General features: G+C 57.1%; 20 protein-coding genes. 2 read left to right on the top strand and 18 right to left on the bottom strand.

Going from position 1 to position 14642, the window contains the following annotated elements; translation table 11 throughout:
* Positions 1-506 precede the first annotated feature (506 nt).
* The 7 genes from GGQ85_RS01065 to GGQ85_RS01035 form a co-directional block, all read right to left on the bottom strand.
* Positions 507-953: a hypothetical protein gene (locus tag GGQ85_RS01065; RefSeq protein WP_309772880.1), complete on the bottom strand. Its 447-nt coding sequence runs from the start codon at positions 951-953 to the stop codon at positions 507-509.
* 386 nt (positions 954-1339) lie between these two features.
* Positions 1340-2416, bottom strand: coding sequence for a flavodoxin family protein (locus GGQ85_RS01060; protein WP_309772878.1), 1077 nt, complete (start codon positions 2414-2416; stop codon positions 1340-1342).
* A 610-nt stretch (positions 2417-3026) separates the two neighbouring features.
* Positions 3027-3314 carry a DUF2934 domain-containing protein gene (locus GGQ85_RS01055; RefSeq protein WP_309772877.1) on the bottom strand — a complete coding sequence of 96 codons (288 nt, stop codon included), beginning with the start codon at positions 3312-3314 and terminating at the stop codon, positions 3027-3029.
* Positions 3307-3468, bottom strand: coding sequence for a hypothetical protein (locus GGQ85_RS01050; protein WP_309772875.1), 162 nt, complete (start codon positions 3466-3468; stop codon positions 3307-3309). The genes GGQ85_RS01055 and GGQ85_RS01050 overlap by 8 nt, the downstream gene beginning before the upstream one ends.
* A gap of 31 nt (positions 3469-3499) precedes the next feature.
* Positions 3500-3694, bottom strand: a complete 195-nt coding sequence (locus GGQ85_RS01045; RefSeq protein ID WP_309772873.1) for a hypothetical protein — start codon at positions 3692-3694, stop codon at positions 3500-3502.
* Positions 3691-3861 carry a hypothetical protein gene (locus tag GGQ85_RS01040; RefSeq protein WP_309772871.1) on the bottom strand — a complete coding sequence of 57 codons (171 nt, stop codon included), beginning with the start codon at positions 3859-3861 and terminating at the stop codon, positions 3691-3693. Before GGQ85_RS01040 ends, GGQ85_RS01045 begins: the two co-directional genes overlap by 4 nt.
* Positions 3862-4059: 198 nt before the next feature.
* Positions 4060-4254 carry a hypothetical protein gene (locus GGQ85_RS01035; protein WP_309772869.1) on the bottom strand — a complete coding sequence of 65 codons (195 nt, stop codon included), beginning with the start codon at positions 4252-4254 and terminating at the stop codon, positions 4060-4062.
* A gap of 1033 nt (positions 4255-5287) precedes the next feature.
* Between GGQ85_RS01035 and GGQ85_RS01030 the strand changes: the two genes are divergently transcribed.
* Positions 5288-5668 (top strand): hypothetical protein, encoded by a 381-nt coding sequence (locus GGQ85_RS01030; RefSeq protein WP_309772867.1) that lies wholly within the window; start codon positions 5288-5290, stop codon positions 5666-5668.
* A 161-nt stretch (positions 5669-5829) separates the two neighbouring features.
* The gene (locus GGQ85_RS01025) at positions 5830-6270 is read left to right on the top strand and encodes a universal stress protein (RefSeq protein ID WP_309772864.1); all 441 of its coding nucleotides are present in this window, start codon (positions 5830-5832) and stop codon (positions 6268-6270) included.
* Positions 6271-6324: 54 nt separating this feature from the next.
* On the opposite strand, the gene GGQ85_RS01020 is transcribed toward GGQ85_RS01025, so the two are convergent.
* From GGQ85_RS01020 to GGQ85_RS00970, 11 genes are all read right to left on the bottom strand, one after another.
* Positions 6325-6948: a hypothetical protein gene (locus GGQ85_RS01020; protein WP_309772862.1), complete on the bottom strand. Its 624-nt coding sequence runs from the start codon at positions 6946-6948 to the stop codon at positions 6325-6327.
* A gap of 17 nt (positions 6949-6965) precedes the next feature.
* The gene (locus tag GGQ85_RS01015; RefSeq protein ID WP_309772859.1) at positions 6966-7139 is read right to left on the bottom strand and encodes a hypothetical protein; all 174 of its coding nucleotides are present in this window, start codon (positions 7137-7139) and stop codon (positions 6966-6968) included.
* 495 nt (positions 7140-7634) lie between these two features.
* Entirely contained in the window at positions 7635-7820 is a 186-nt protein-coding gene (locus GGQ85_RS20785) for a helix-turn-helix transcriptional regulator (RefSeq protein WP_374708830.1), read from the bottom strand.
* A gap of 151 nt (positions 7821-7971) precedes the next feature.
* The gene (locus tag GGQ85_RS01005) at positions 7972-8304 is read right to left on the bottom strand and encodes a hypothetical protein (RefSeq protein ID WP_309772857.1); all 333 of its coding nucleotides are present in this window, start codon (positions 8302-8304) and stop codon (positions 7972-7974) included.
* A gap of 809 nt (positions 8305-9113) precedes the next feature.
* Positions 9114-9542: an anthrone oxygenase family protein gene (locus GGQ85_RS01000; protein WP_309772855.1), complete on the bottom strand. Its 429-nt coding sequence runs from the start codon at positions 9540-9542 to the stop codon at positions 9114-9116.
* 291 nt (positions 9543-9833) lie between these two features.
* Positions 9834-10352, bottom strand: coding sequence for a P-loop nucleotide/nucleoside kinase family protein (locus tag GGQ85_RS00995; protein WP_309772850.1), 519 nt, complete (start codon positions 10350-10352; stop codon positions 9834-9836).
* 485 nt (positions 10353-10837) lie between these two features.
* Positions 10838-12349: a YfjI family protein gene (locus tag GGQ85_RS00990; protein ID WP_309772848.1), complete on the bottom strand. Its 1512-nt coding sequence runs from the start codon at positions 12347-12349 to the stop codon at positions 10838-10840.
* Positions 12346-13263, bottom strand: coding sequence for a DUF7146 domain-containing protein (locus GGQ85_RS00985; protein WP_309772845.1), 918 nt, complete (start codon positions 13261-13263; stop codon positions 12346-12348). The genes GGQ85_RS00990 and GGQ85_RS00985 overlap by 4 nt, the downstream gene beginning before the upstream one ends.
* 91 nt (positions 13264-13354) lie before the next feature.
* Positions 13355-13714 carry a hypothetical protein gene (locus GGQ85_RS00980; protein ID WP_309772844.1) on the bottom strand — a complete coding sequence of 120 codons (360 nt, stop codon included), beginning with the start codon at positions 13712-13714 and terminating at the stop codon, positions 13355-13357.
* A gap of 65 nt (positions 13715-13779) precedes the next feature.
* Positions 13780-13977: a helix-turn-helix domain-containing protein gene (locus tag GGQ85_RS00975; RefSeq protein ID WP_309772842.1), complete on the bottom strand. Its 198-nt coding sequence runs from the start codon at positions 13975-13977 to the stop codon at positions 13780-13782.
* Between the two features lie 205 nt (positions 13978-14182).
* Positions 14183-14353: a hypothetical protein gene (locus tag GGQ85_RS00970; RefSeq protein WP_309772841.1), complete on the bottom strand. Its 171-nt coding sequence runs from the start codon at positions 14351-14353 to the stop codon at positions 14183-14185.
* Between the last annotated feature and the right edge of the window lie 289 nt (positions 14354-14642).

Below are 14642 nucleotides of genomic sequence, written 5' to 3'. Positions count from 1 at the left end.
CCGAAGCTGAGGAACGTTACTACGCTATGCTCAATGAGCAGAAACTGGCGGCGTGACTCAAACGAAATAGCCTCCGGCAAACCCGGGGCGGTTCATAACCATCAGCGCCCCGATCAGCTAGCCGCTTTTGTTATGCACAGCGTAACTCGCTTAGCTCATCTCTGGAGGTAATAACGCGTTGCGGTATCGGTGTGCTCTCGCCGGATTTCGCATGAATGCTGCGTCCATTTGAGAAGAACAGGAGACCAACCATCAGAAGGACTACCGCGCCCGCGATATCCCCGCCGGTCGTGCCGTTGTCTGATTTCCTCGATGGATGGTTGTTATTCGGAGCCAGCCTTTGCCCCTCCATGCCTCGTTTTTGGCGGCGAAGGGTCGTCCCGCCCTCATCCCCTTCATAGACGAGAGGCATCACCGTCTTCTCCCGGTGCTTCCGTCACGAGCGAAATGGCACTCGCTTTGCTCTGAACGGAACGTCCAGTGAAATCACAACGCAAAGTGTTTTGTTATGATCCAGGCATTGTCCCACCAAGACGCAGCACGTTCATTTTCCAAGAGAAAATGGTACAGTAGCCATCGAAGAATACGCCAAGCGCTATTTTTTTGCGAAAGAAAAGGTCGGAATGGGAGCGACTTCTGATCGCCGTGATCATCATTGACAGCCACTTGCGGTCGGGGGGTGGTTCGCCGTCGGTTACGTCATCAAATGATGGGGCAGAAGCGTTGGCCCCCAGGCCGATCTGAATAAGGGCGTAGGCAACCTGGTTCACAACCAGACCCGCGACTATGATGGCAATCCCACTCCCGGGCCCGAAACCATGCTTGCGGAGGACAGCGGCCGCGACGAGGACAATCAGCAATGCGATGGGCACAAGGACAAAGACTTTAAAGCACAAGCCTGCGATTGTGCCTATCAGTGCGCTGATAGACAATAAAATAAGAACGATATCCATGGTTGATACCACGCGCGCTTGCATTCGTAATCTTGACGAAGAAGATTGGGCGATAGGCTACGCCAGCGACATCAAAATTTTCGGTTAGTCCCCGAGCAAGTTGCGGTATGCTTAACCCAACAAGATAATCTAAAAATACGTGAAATCTGCAATGAGAACGCGCCGCGCGGCCTTTGTAGCATTGCCTATGCCCGATGTTGATCGTCAAAGCGTGTACATGCCTGCCGGCCATCGCCGCGTGCCGTCAGTGGTTCACCCTGCGCGGAGTGTTATTGCTCTCACGGAAACCATGCGACGATCCGCCTGAGCTCGATCAACGTTGTCGCTGGGCGCGCAATGGGCTGCGTAACGGTCCGCTTGTAATGATCGTAGAGAGCGACGCTACTTTATTTGGGAGCGGGGTCGCTCAGCCCCTCTGCAGGATTATCGAGGCGGCCGGCGCGTGCGAGTCTGACGGCGGCGCCCAACGCGCGAGCCGCATTGCGCACACGTTCTTGAAAGGCTGTGTCGCTGTCCAAGTCTTCATGAGAAGTCGCGTAGGGTTTCATGTAGCCGACATAACCATCGCACTCGGCTATGCTGCCGGCGGATATCAGCCTCATATCCAGTAACCAGTCCGAGAGCGAGCGACGAAGCGTTTCCGCGCCAGCACTGTCGCCATGCACGATCAAACCAAAATGCCGTCCGGCAAGATGACGCGGATAGGGCCAGCCTTGCAGTTCGAGCTCTTTTGCTTCGCTGATCGTCTTCCCGTGGGTTGAGGATGGATCGGGATTGCCTCCGTCGGCGCAGACTACCCGGTCGATCATCGCCTTCAATACTGTCGGTGCCTGAAACCAGTTGACCGGCGTGACGATCAGGATGCCGTGGGCGGCAACCCAGAGCGGATAAATCTCGTTCATCCAGTCGTCGGTCTGGCCCAGCGAATAGTTGGGATAACAACTGCACGGCCAGTGGCAGAGCGCCATCGAGGTCGATACGCAGGACTTGCACGGATGAATCTGCTTTCCAAACTCCGACGTCAGTCGAGACAGATCAAGCAAATCAACGTCAAATCCCATTTCTCTGAAACAGGATTCTGCGATCTTCAGAATGCGCCAGCTCTTGGATATTTCTCTAGGGCAGGTATGTTCGCTGCGCGACGATCCGTTAATCAGAAGAATGCGCAAATTCAGACCTGCATCGTCATGACGTTGCTGCGCCTGCTGAATCGCGCCGCGCGCATTAAACCAGTCTACGGCGATGTCATAATCCGGATCGGCAAAGCCGGAGCCAGCCTTGCGGGTCACTGGTGCCTTGCGCGAATGGTTGTAAGCGTCCCATGCCGCTGCTAAGATCGCGTCAAGCTCACGGCCGAGAGACGAAAACGCGGGGTCTCTGAAGCGATCGCGATAACGCCGTTCAAATTCGTCACGACCAAGTCTGACTGGAGGCATTCCTTTTCGGACTAGCGGCTCCGCCATGAATATCTTCTTTTGACATCCGCAAATATGCAAAATTAATTCCGACCCTTGGCGAAGGTTCCCCTGCGAATTTCCCGAGGACATTTGTCATATTGGATTCCAGCGCGCCGTGACCAAGCGAGAGTTATCAGCATGTTGGCGGTCGGAAGGCGATGCTTCTCGTCAACGCTGTCGGATGACTTGTTCTATCGGAAGAGGACGGAAGTGATTCCCGGGCGATATGGGGCGATGGAATGAACATCGGCTGCAGTCCGCCCGCCTAATTGCGTGCGACAAATTCGACGCCGCACGTATTTCTGTCCCTCCACACCACGTGGCAATGCTTTGTCGTTCTGAAGCCATCCAATGATAGATCAAATTGGAAAGCGGCAATGTGAAACGTGACTGAATAAAGCCTGGCTCCCCTATTGTGGATATCCACCACCATGCAGGGGTGTACGCCGCAAACACCGTCAAGGTGAAACATCGCGAGCTGATTAATTTCAATACGGTCAAGGGCTCGACGTTCAATCATTGGAACATCTTTCAAAACTTGATCTAAACCCTTCGAGGCACAAGGAGCGTAGATTAATGCCGTTGAACTGTTTTAAAAATCAGGCTAGTTGACTCTTTAAACTTGTACGGAAGCGCCGCGCAATTCCCGCTCGGCCTGTCGGCGAAATTCCTCGTCCCTTCCTGAGGGAAAGCCCGCTTGCTGCCATAGCTCATACGACCGACGCTCGATCTGCTCTTGCGTTGGCTCGCTTGTGCTACCACTGAGGGCGCACGGTCCCGCTGGGGCTCTGGGGGCAGAGAGTGCGGGACCGTGCAGGGCCGAGGACAGCGACGGCCCTTGGGCATGGTCAGCGATGAGGCGGGCCAGTTTCTTGAATACGGATACTGGCAGAGACTTACCCATCGGGAGACCTCTGCAGCGCGTGCTCGGCGAGCGCGGTCCAGTCGGCGGCGAGCTTCAGCCATGCTTCCTTGTCGATCGCGAGCCTCGCCTGGCGGGCGTGAGTCTGGCACTCGTTTGCTGTCGCGCGGTATCTCTCAACGCTCTGCTCGGACATCCATCTGGGACTGTCCGCGCCGCGCATTGTGTCACTGCATTTCGAAGGCCGTCGGAGGGCCTTCGACGTTTTGCAGATTGGCATAGGCGCCGCTTCGGTGAAGCTCCCGCAATCCTCTGGCTAGCTGGCGAAGGTCGTTCCTCGCCGGGCCGGCGGGGAGCTTGCGGGCACGCCGGAGCGCGTCGGCCGCATGCAATATGATCGGGGATTTGGGGTTGTCGGTCATGTCGGCCGCCGCAGTTCGGCTGACGCGAGCCATCTCTCCACGCGCGGAGCCTCTTCGTCTCGGTGCGCTCCGGAGGCGTTCGCGGCTTTCTCTTTGAGGCGGCAGGCTTGTTCGCCGAGGCGCTCGTGGAGCGTCTTATCGCGCTTGACGCGGATACGCGACTTCATAACGCTGTTCCTTTCCATGGAGGGAAGGCTGAGCGCAAATTCAGGTCTTTTGGCGCTTTAAAAATTGTTGGTTGTAATCTGCTCCCAAAATTGACAAAGCGCGAATCAATTTTTTAGGCACGGGTGATCATTTTTTCGGCTGGGACGCCGAAAGACAGAACGCGCACCGGAGGGTACGGGAGCCAAGCTTCGTTCCCGTCACGTCGGCGGCTTCAATTCGGGCGCGCTGAGCCAGCCATCCAGTTTCGCCCTGGCATCGGCCTGGTCGGCTTTCGCTAGCTTGTCTGCTTTTTCGGGGCCAGGGGGCATCAATTCGGCCCGCTCCCGCATGAGCTGGGCGAACACCCTGAGACGGTTTGCGAAGGAATCGGTCTGAGGCGGGAGCGCAAACACCGGCGTTCTCATTATCACCGATGGTTGCCGCTGGCCTTCAGGTGATGCCACTTAGCTAAGAGAAATCCCCTGGCCCGCAAGGCGATCATGGGAAGTCAGGCGAGCTTTTTTAGATTTCGGATTTGCTCCAATGCGCCCAGCGCGCCCTTGCCACTCTCAGAGGGATGCATCCGGTCGCCGCCGAACCTGTGCGGAATATTTCCGCGTGCTCCTCTTCGGCGAACATGAAGACCTGGTAGAACGCGCTTTCGCGCACGACGGAGTGCCCGTGCCGGGAGAGCGACAGGCCGCGCTCGTCGCAGAATTTCCTGAGCGTATGGAAGCTTTGGCCGATGCACTTCTCCTCGCCGGGAAGCCGCCGGCAGGCGACGATCGGTTGCTAACGTCGCGGATGCGGTCTCGGCAGGACTTAGTTAGGCTTCCCGATGCTAGCCGATGGCTTGTTTAACGCTGGTTTTAGGCTAGTCTTTTCTTTTTAATCTACGTATCCGCTTTGATCGGGACGGACCGAGTATTTTTTTGTGCTGCAAAAATCTCTGCCGAAGCTTTCATCAAGGAGTTTCGCCAATGAATTTCCAAGGAGTAGTAGCGAAAGTTTCTAAAGGTGACCTTCGTTATGCGTTGGGCCGTTTCTGACTGTACGTTTAGCCTATGGTGGAATCAGGACTGACGGATGATCGAGTCTCGGTGCAACGTAACAGGGCCTCAACTCTGTTTCCAGATGCCAACATCGTGGGGATTGTTAAAGCCATCTCGAAGGATGCAGTGTTCCTTGGCTTGAAACCTTCCCACAAATATAGTCGCCGAGATTGACGCCTTTGCGCGCTCTGAACCGCTTCACGCTAATTACGACCCGCATGGCCCCACTTTTCAGTATGCAGACGTCCGCCGAGGCAAGACCCCGGACGGAAGATCGGTTCCGATAGGTGGCATTCGCGAGCTGACCCGATGCCCCGCTGTGCAGGCCGTCGTAAATGATCCCGTCCTGCGATCGATCGTCTGAAATTACCTTGGGCACGAACCGCGTGACGTGATGACGATTATTAATTGGAGCTTTGCGTCTGACTTTTCGGACGAGGAGCGGCGCCGACTAAGGCAACACACTATCGATTATCATTATGACGTTGGCGGATACAATTTTGTTTATGCCAGCTTCTACATCACCGATACGGACCGCTACTCCGGAGCCCATGTCATGATGAAGCGCTCACACAATCGAAAGCCGCTTCGTATGCTTCTTGGCTCGGCGTCCGCTAGCGAAGCCTGTGTGCGTAAGCAATTTGGAATTGAGAACGAAATCACCATCGAGGGCCCTGCGGGCACGGGTTTCGTTCAGGATACATCATGTTATCACCGTGCGACTCCGCCAACCCACGGTGATCGTCTCATGCTTGCGGTACGTTTTATCAACTGAGTGGTGCGATGTGGCTGCTCCGGCTCTTAGCATCGGCACCTGCCGAGAGACCACCACTTTGCGCAATTCAATGCAGGGAGCGGTTAACTGCGGCTTCTTGTTGAGTTCAGATGTGATTGCTATGATTGTCGCAGAATTTTTGAGTGAGAGGGGTCCTACCCATGTACGCTCACATTCTCATTTCCACTGACGGCTCCGAACTGGCGCAGAAAGGTGTCGACCATGGCTTGTCGCTGGCCGACGAAAACGCCAGCAAGGTTACAATCATCACTGTGACGGAGCCATTTCCAGTTCCTTCTATCAGCGCATGGGGTATGGAGGGTATGGAGCCGGATCGGCTTAAAGATACCAACACACGGCATGCACAAGCTATCCTTTCCGCAGCGCAAGCGGCGGCAGAAGAAATGGGACTGACGGTCGAGACACTTCATATCTCGAATACCTCACCGGCCGCAGCTATCGTTGATGCGGCGAAAACGCAGGGGTGTGACCTGATCGTCATGGCCTCCCATGGTTACCGTGGGATCAAGAGGGTCCTTTTGGGCAGCCAGACTACCGAGGTTATTGCTACTGCGCATATTCCGGTTCTTGTGGTCCACTGACCAGCGGCCGACGATGCACCACCCCGCCGATTTCGACGGGGTGCGCAGGGTTAGCTACGAACGGGGCCAGATGTACGTCCCGACGAATGCCGGCGGCAAACGGACCGCCATTTCAAGCGAGTCCTCATAGCGACCGGGGCGAAAGGAAACGCTCCCAGTTTCTTCCCGGTCCGGATGCTTCCTGTAGAGAGTATCATAGCCGACGATACTCTCGGCGACCGGATTACGACTCAAAGCGACGTTAACGGCGATGACTTCGTCGCTGATTTCCCTCAGCCTTGCGATGGTCTCGGCGATGGCATTGGCGTGCTCCGTGTAGGATTCAAGCAATACCTTGGCTTCCTTCTCGTTCGCCTTCCGGCACGCTTCGGCATGCTTACGCAGAGCTTCGTCCTTGGCTGCCGCCTGAGCCGCTTCTTCGGCCGCCTCCACCTGAGGAAGGTCATTTTTCAAAAGCGATACACGTGCCTCAAGGCGCGTAATGGCGCGACGGTCTACGGCGATTTCATTCTCGATCTTGACGTGAGCTTCATCCGAGAGCAGCGCCACACTGACGTTTGCAGCTTCAATCTTTGCGCGGTACGTCGCGAGCGAGCTTTCGGCCTTGCTGATCTCGTCTCGGATGGTTGCTGACGTGATTGCGGTCTTGCTGCCCAGCAGCTTGTCGATAATTCCCATAGTTTGTCTTCTTTCTGTCAGGTGTTGAGCGCAGCGAGGGCGCGGCGCCAAAGTTGATTTGCGGAATACTCGTTCGCGGCAGCGGCTACCGTGTCGCTTTGGAGCGCTGTTGCCTCAATGAGCTGCTTTCTCGCGCGGGCATAAGCTTGCGATGCCAGCATTGCTTCGCGGATCGCGTTTCCCCGGGCCATGCCTTTAGTCCTTGAAGTTCGTGTACGCCGCGCACGCTCGGTCCCACTCGCTTTCGGCTCCGGTCACAATGTACGTTACGAAAGCGGTGTCCCTGGCCATTCCGGCTCTTGCCAGATACTTCGCGTCTTCAAGAGATTGCTTCGCTGTCGCAAGGCGTGATGAGGCGCTTTCTAGGTTGCGGAGGAGAGCTTGCTTCCGGGTAGACATGACCGGGATTTCCTTTGGAGTATGCCGCTGGGCCGGCGTAGGTGCTGGCGCGGTGATGGGTTTTGGCAGAGACGGTCGCGCGATGATCGGCCGCGCGACGACAGATGCGTTTGCATGTCGCTCCGCTTCGGCAGCACGCTGCTCAGCTTCGACCGCGCGTCGTTCAGCATTGGCTACTTCCTCGGCTCGACGTTCGGCGGCACGACAGTTGGCTGCACGGCGGTTAGCTTCGGCTGCGCGGCGTTCAGCTTCCGCTACGCGTCGCATGTGATCGGCTACGGTGAGGGTCATTGTGCGCCCTCTACCGTTCGTGAAGCGAGCCAAATTTGGAGATCCGACAGGGCAAACCGGCGCACGCCTGGAAGTTCGATGTATGGCGGAGAAACACCCGCGCGGACATACGCGCGCAACGTACTTGGGGAGATGCCAAGGTAAGCAGCGGCTTTTCGCTGGCTCAATGAGTTTTTCGACATAGGAAGTTCGATCCTTGGGAGAGAAAACCGCCGGTGGGCGAAGAACAAGGAAAAACCCACCGGGGGCTTTTTATTTTTGCTTTGTCAGAGCAACGGGACGCTCACCACAATGAACGATCCGCCCATATCCAACAGCCCATTCGAGATACCCTTAAGCGGCGCTCTCGGCGTGCTTGGCGTTGTCGTTCGCGGGCTTGGACTTGCGACGACGGCGGGGACTGTTGTCGTTCGCTGCTTCACGCTCGGCATCAAGCGTGGCAAGGATGCGCTCGCCTTCTGCGGTTGACGCAAGTTGAAGCGCGGCGATCTGTACGGCGGCGGACCAAACTTCGCCCAATTCCACCTTCGCGAGAGCTGCGAGTTCTGCGGCTTTAGCTGCGACGCTCGGCGGGAGCATTTCCACATGAGCGGGCACAGCGATGAAGTGCCAGCCGAGGGCGTTCAGGACCGCTTCAAGGCTTTCCAAGCTAGGTCTATTCTTCATTCTCCATTGTTTTACGGTGGGCCTGCGCACCCCACTGGCGGCTTCGAGTTCGTCATAAGTCCGCCTCTGCCGCGATAGCTCTCCGAAAACCAAGCGAACGTGCGCGCCAACGCCACGCTCCGGCATGGTTACCGTGCGTCGGTAGCCGGGCCGACGGTTCGTGTAACGGTACAGCGGCCCGTCTTCGCGAGGATCATAGGGGCGGTAGCGACGGCGCATTTTTAAAAACCTGCGTTGGTGAATCTGCGCGCAGGATCGCTTGAAAGGCTATTGCCCTACAGTCCAAAGGAATCGCCTGTGAGCGCACCGACCGCACACCCCTTATTCTCAAATCGAGAACAACAACCAACCTCAAAAACTTTGCACCTGCCGCTATCTGACGGTTGTGCGTCACCCGCACCCCCGCCCCCGTCTGGAAGTACCTTTTTACCTTTGTGCATCGCAAAATTGGAATAAAATGCTCTCAATCGCACGCTGGAAAGAATATTCTTCGATCAATCTTCAAGGGGTGGCCGGAGATCGCGGTGTTTTCGATCTAACTTATTGATTTATATGATGTTTAGGTGGCCGGTCTTTGATCTTCGCTGCGATCTTCGATCAATTTCGTTCGCCCTTCGATCGAGTTCGCTTTCGATCGCTTTCGATCCGCGCTGCTCTTGGTCTTGAACGGTTCAATGAGCATCGTCGTTCGAACGTTCTTTTGCTGCGCAATTCATGCTTGCAACAATTGATACCGCCTTCACTTCGCCCTTGCCACAGGCCTCGATCAGATGCGTCTCAGATCGTTTTAAAAGCTCGCTGAGACGCCTTCAATTAAGAGCCCATAGATATGCGAGAGTCGAAGCAAGGCCGAGCGCGGTTCTGACGGCATGCAGTCGTCCCCACGATACGAGCATGGCCCGCGATGTCGGACCCGCGTCGATCTCGGCGATAGCCTTCAGCCTGTTATTTGTCGGCATGATGCCAAGGAGGGTATAGGGCCAGTTGGCGAATATGAGCACCGCGCCAACGATCCATCGCCAATCCCACGTGATCCACGCCGTAAGCAAACCGAGCGCTGCTGAGATGGCAGCCAAGCTTGCCTGCATGGTGTAGCCGGCGTCATAGCTCGGCTTCCATTGCTTAAGCAGATTGTCGTCGTCCAGCGCCAGGCGCGCGGGATGCTCAGCGAAATTGATGTAGAAGGCTGCCCCCGAAAATGCGGCGGCAAGAATGAGAGCCATCTGACCGGCAAGCATGGAGCCTCAGCATCCTCTACAGATACTACCTATCTTTTTGCCGACCCGTGCATTTTCAACCCCAAGAAGATCGTCTTGCCCATCCTGTTGTGTATCGGTCTTGTGCTTAGTGGACGACTTACTCCGACTCAACGGCGGCGAAGCCTTGTCATAGCAAGCCAGGCGCTCTTTTGCTTTTTGTATTGACTGGCAAGCGCTCTCCTGCGCGACGACCGGTCCACAGAATGCGAAGAGCACGATCAACGATATACCAAATTTCATCTTTTCTCCTGCATGGCCCTATTGCCATCATCAGTCGCATTCCAGTGTAGCTATTGCTTCAACGATCCGTTTAACACAGCCGTTTACAGACATCTTGCTCGAATCCAAGAGCACACGAGCCTCTGACCATACTTCGTACCCGCGACGTTGAACGCTGTTCCAATCCGGCAGATCAAGCCCAGCGATATCGCTACGACGTTGTTCTATCCGGCGCGTATGTTCGGCATGATCGGAGCAAATGATCTCAACGTTCAGCAACCGCGCATTGCTGGCTAAGGCGGCTTGTGCCCACCAATTTCTCGTCACGCCAATCGGGTTGACCGTGTCCGCAACGACGTCGAGCCCAATGGCCAGATTATCTTTCGCGACCGCCACCGCCGCGAGATATCCCGCATCTTCGGCTGGATGAATTTGCAAGCGACTATTCTTCAGAGCCGCCTCGATCGAGTCAACGCGCACGTAAACGGCGCTGACTTCACCAGCCAAGGCGCGCGCCACGGTCGTTTTGCCGACGCCCGGCAGGCCGGAGAATGAGATCAAGACCGACATGCAACCACCATTTCCCGTCCCGGAATGACGAGGCGATAAAGCTATCCATCATCGGCTCCGGCGCTCGATCTCAGGGCTCACTGGCGAGTCCAGTCTTTCATCCAGCCAGGCGGCGGCTTTCGTCGGAGTTTCATCTGAGTTTTGTCGGGGAGCATTCCGACGAAACTCAGGCCGGAAAAACCTTTAGAATCAATATATTATATATATACATATATATTTTATCGTATTGTCTGAGTACCCCTCTCTTCTCCATGTGCACAGCTAGATATAGACACAGAGAGAAGACCCCTCCGACAAAAGACAAAACACCGCAAAGCAAACCTAAGCCACTGATAATACGCGGTTTACTCCAATTAGTTTTGTCGTAGGCCGACCTTCCGACAAAACTAAACCCGACGAAACTCGCCGCTGCGCCCGCCTCAAAAGCAAAGCCCCCGCCGCGCTGGCGAGGGCTTCAGGTAGGTCAGGCCCCGCCTTTGACTCAGTTAGGCCTTGTCGTCGGGCGGGGCGTGCTCATTGGCGAAGTAGCGCCTGCTAGGTCGTCCTCCACCGTCCGGCCTGCGCTCGCGCAGGACGATATGCCCCGCCGCATCTGCGGCACGGATGATGTCATTCAGATCGTGGCCCTTGAGCGAACGAATCTTGTCGCCGACCTTGCCTTCAGTGATCCCCTCGATGCCGGCATCGCGGATGATCTCCAGCACGCGGTTGAAGTTGCGCTCGCGGTCGCTGTCCGCAAGCCTCTTGTCCGCCTCGGCGATGAACGCTTGCGTTGAATACGCGGCAAGCCCGGCGGCCCATCGCAAAATCTCTCCGGTGATTACTGGCTCGCTGGGGTCGACTCCGACCGCAACCGTAAGGGCGAGCTTCAGCGCGTGCTCGCGGGTCCTGTTCAGGAACGGATAGAGCTTCGAGTCGGCAATAAAAAGCGCGCAATCAATCTGCTTTCGCAACCGCCTGTCAAACGCCTTGGCGTCGGCATCAAGTTCGACGCGCTTCGCGGGCACCGCGTAGCCGGAGTCCGAAACTCTGAGGTCTCCACAGATGGCTGCGGCGGCCTCTGCAATTTTGCGCACGCCATCGATCAGGTGTTGTGGAGGCTCGTCCAGCCGCTGAACCGGCTCCTCGACGAACTCCGGCTTTTCGCCGGACACGTTGAGCAGCAGGAAGCGCGGAAGGAAACCGTCGGACGTTCGCGATGACGTTAGCGACGACCAGAAATCCTCCGGGGTTGATGTACCGTAGATCGACAGGTTCGGGTTGTGAATCTTGTCCGTGACGCCATCGCGGTAGGCGTCGCCGTCATACGTGCTGCTTGCACACGAAAAGAACTCCATTAGGAGGTGCCGGATCGTCGCGAAATCGCTGCCGAATCGCTGGTCCTGTAGCTTTGCGAGGAATCCGCCGAACTCGTCCTGGATACTCATGAACGACGGGGACGCTGCTAGAGACTGCCTAAGCCCGGACGCCGAAGCAAACCGCGACGGGCCGTTGAGGCGGCCTAGTCCAGCCTCACTCATCAGGCGCTTGACGCACTTTCGCGCGTAATCCTTGCCGAATCCAGACTGCGCCAGCCCGACGATGTAAAGGTTGGTGCGCGCGTAACTCGGCGTCTCGAAGGCCCTTCCGGCGAGGGTGGCGACCGCGCATAGCGCAGGCCCAAGCGCAAGCGCTCGCGACGGATACGACGACGAGTCAACGATCCAATCCATGATCTCGCCGACCAGGCCGGGAGGGCTCGTCAGGTCGGACAGATCGGGTGCGTCAACGAAATTCGACCACGTCACGCCTGCGCCCTTGTTAAGATGCGCAACGAGCCCCCGACCAATGACGTCGTCGATATACATCACCTTCGTCTCGTGCCAGTGAACAGCGCCTTCGGCCAGCACCGGTTCGGCCGGGCTGACCTTCGTGCGCTCGTCCACCTTGGGCTTGCGAGAAATCGTCTTGAGCCTGACCTTCGAGTCGAAGGCCTGTTTCAGATTGTCGGGGTTCATGCCGCTACTTCCTTCAGAATATCGTTGCCGTCGCCGTGCTGCGGCGTAGCGAATGTCATCTCGCGGTCAGCTTCGAGCCAGCGGTCGGCGCACACGTTCGCGGCGCGCTCACTCGCCCGGTCGTTCTCAGTGAAGATTGTCAGTGTTTCGATTCCCGGCAGAACCGGGAACGCTTCGATGGAGCCGGCGCTTCCGAGCGCCCAGGCTGGCGCGTAACCAGCCATCATGAATGATAGGGTGGACTCGATGCCTTCACCGATGTGCAGGCCGTGGGTCACATCCTCGTCCGGGCTCAGCTTGATCGCGGCACCCTTCGCGCGCCCGAGCATCTTTTTTTCGATCTTCGTGCCGTTAGCGTTCAGAAACGTCCGATGAATACCGCAGGGCTCGCTAGTGTGAATGTCGCGCAGCAGCGCCACCATTGAGCGCGGGCCTGGGCAAAAGCGGATAACCTCACCGGCGACGCCTTCCGGCAGCACGATGCAGCGCGATGCGAGATATGTCTCGACGACCGTTCCGCGCGGGTCGTGCGATCGATTCCAGTACGACATTGCACGCGCGATGCGAATCTCTTCGTCGTCGTCATCGGTGGCTCGCAGAACGATCTCTGGCGCTGGAGACGCTTCCGGCATCGAGCCGCCCAGGAAGTCACGCGCCGTGTCCAACGCGTCACGGAAGCTGCATTCGCGCGCAACCATGATCAGGTCAAGCGGCCCGCCGCCTTTGTTGGTTTCGTGGTCACACCATGAGCCGGCTTTCGGTCCGGCAATCACGACGGCGAGACTTCCTTTCCTGCCGAACCGCAATTCGCGGCGGTTTGACATACGCCGGTTCGGCTCACCAAAAAGGACGTGCGCAAGATCGCTCATGCTGGTCGACAGCGCGGCTCTGATGGGGGCGAGGTCGGTTGTCATCACGCTTCGGCCTGAATCGCCGGCCTGAGAGGCAGTGGACTAAATCCACGCTCAATCAATGCGCGCGCGCACTCTTCAAATTCGGTGGCATTCATTGACAGGCACTCACTTCCGGCTCAATCACCCTCATCGCCAGCCGCCAAAGTTCGGCGTCCGACATCTTATGCCGTCCCCACCAATCCGGATTTGCCGTCAGCCGAAGGTTTCCCTTTCCGCTAAGGCGGTTTGGATCGGTGAGCATCAGCAGACACGTGCCGGGTTCAAAACGCAGATCGGAGAACGCGTCCCACTTGTCTCCGGTCGCGGAAATTTCCGGGTCGTCGGTGGCGATAGTGAACGTGAAATAGTCAGGGCGAAACTCCGGCGATCGTTCCAGAGTCAGACGGAACGGAAGATGCGCGGGAAACGGGCTGTCGGATTGCGTTGCAGTTTTCTTATTTTCGATATACATGTTGCGTGTTCCTATCTACTCGTTGATGCAAAGAGCCCGCCGCCGCCAGCGTGCGGGTTTTTGCATTATGCAGCGGACCTGCCGCCGGGTTGGATGGCGCTGGCGTTCATAAATTCCGCCAGGCTCTGGCGCGTGTAACGCGGCGAGCGCCCCACACGGACAGCCTTCGGTCCATAACCCTGGCGACGCCAGCGACCCAGCGTGACAATAGACTTGCCCAGAAAATTCGCCGTCTCGGCTTCGGTGAGAAGAATGTCGTTCATTAGTGTAGCTCCGACTCAGAATGACCTGATGCGACCTACTATGACGGGTTGCGATGGGGCTTAAGAGTCTGTTTTGGTATCCCCAAATCGACACGCAAGAAATGCCTGCACCGCAGCGGTTTCTCGCATTTGCTACAGAGATGTTACAAAAAACCCCGCCGAGTGGCGGGGTTTGGGGGGTTGATCAAGCCTCCTGAGCCAAACATCAGATGCTTGCTGCGGTATGGCGAAGCGCCATAACAATGACCTCTGTGTCGGTCGGCCCGAGAATGACTCCCTCGGTCCCTTCCAAACTGGTCGCGAGTGATTCGGCGTAATTTGCGAGTACTATTTTCGGGTCAAGGTCTTTGACGATGTCGAGGTCGAGGTCGGTCATTTTCAATCCTTTGCGATTCGATGATGTAAAATTAACGCCGCGAGCTTGCCGGGCGGCGCGTGCCGGCCGTCAGTCGTCTTGCCTCCTTTTGGTTATAGGAACGGGAATCCGTTCGATGGCCTCTGCCATCGTCCTGAGCGCGCGCCTAACGCGCAGGGGGCGGCCTGACGCGCGTTGCGGTGGTGCTTCGATTTTGGAGCAACGACGCCCTGCCCGCTGCTCGGCGGTCCTAACAAGGGAAGGACACTCCCGGCGCGGTGAGCCACCGCTGGAAAATACCGTTTCCAAA

The sequence above is a fragment of the Nitrobacter vulgaris genome (genome assembly GCF_031453995.1).
Lineage (GTDB): Bacteria > Pseudomonadota > Alphaproteobacteria > Rhizobiales > Xanthobacteraceae > Nitrobacter > Nitrobacter vulgaris.
The sequence above is the reverse complement of the archived record's forward strand: the minus strand, read 5'-3'. Positions and strand labels throughout refer to the sequence as shown.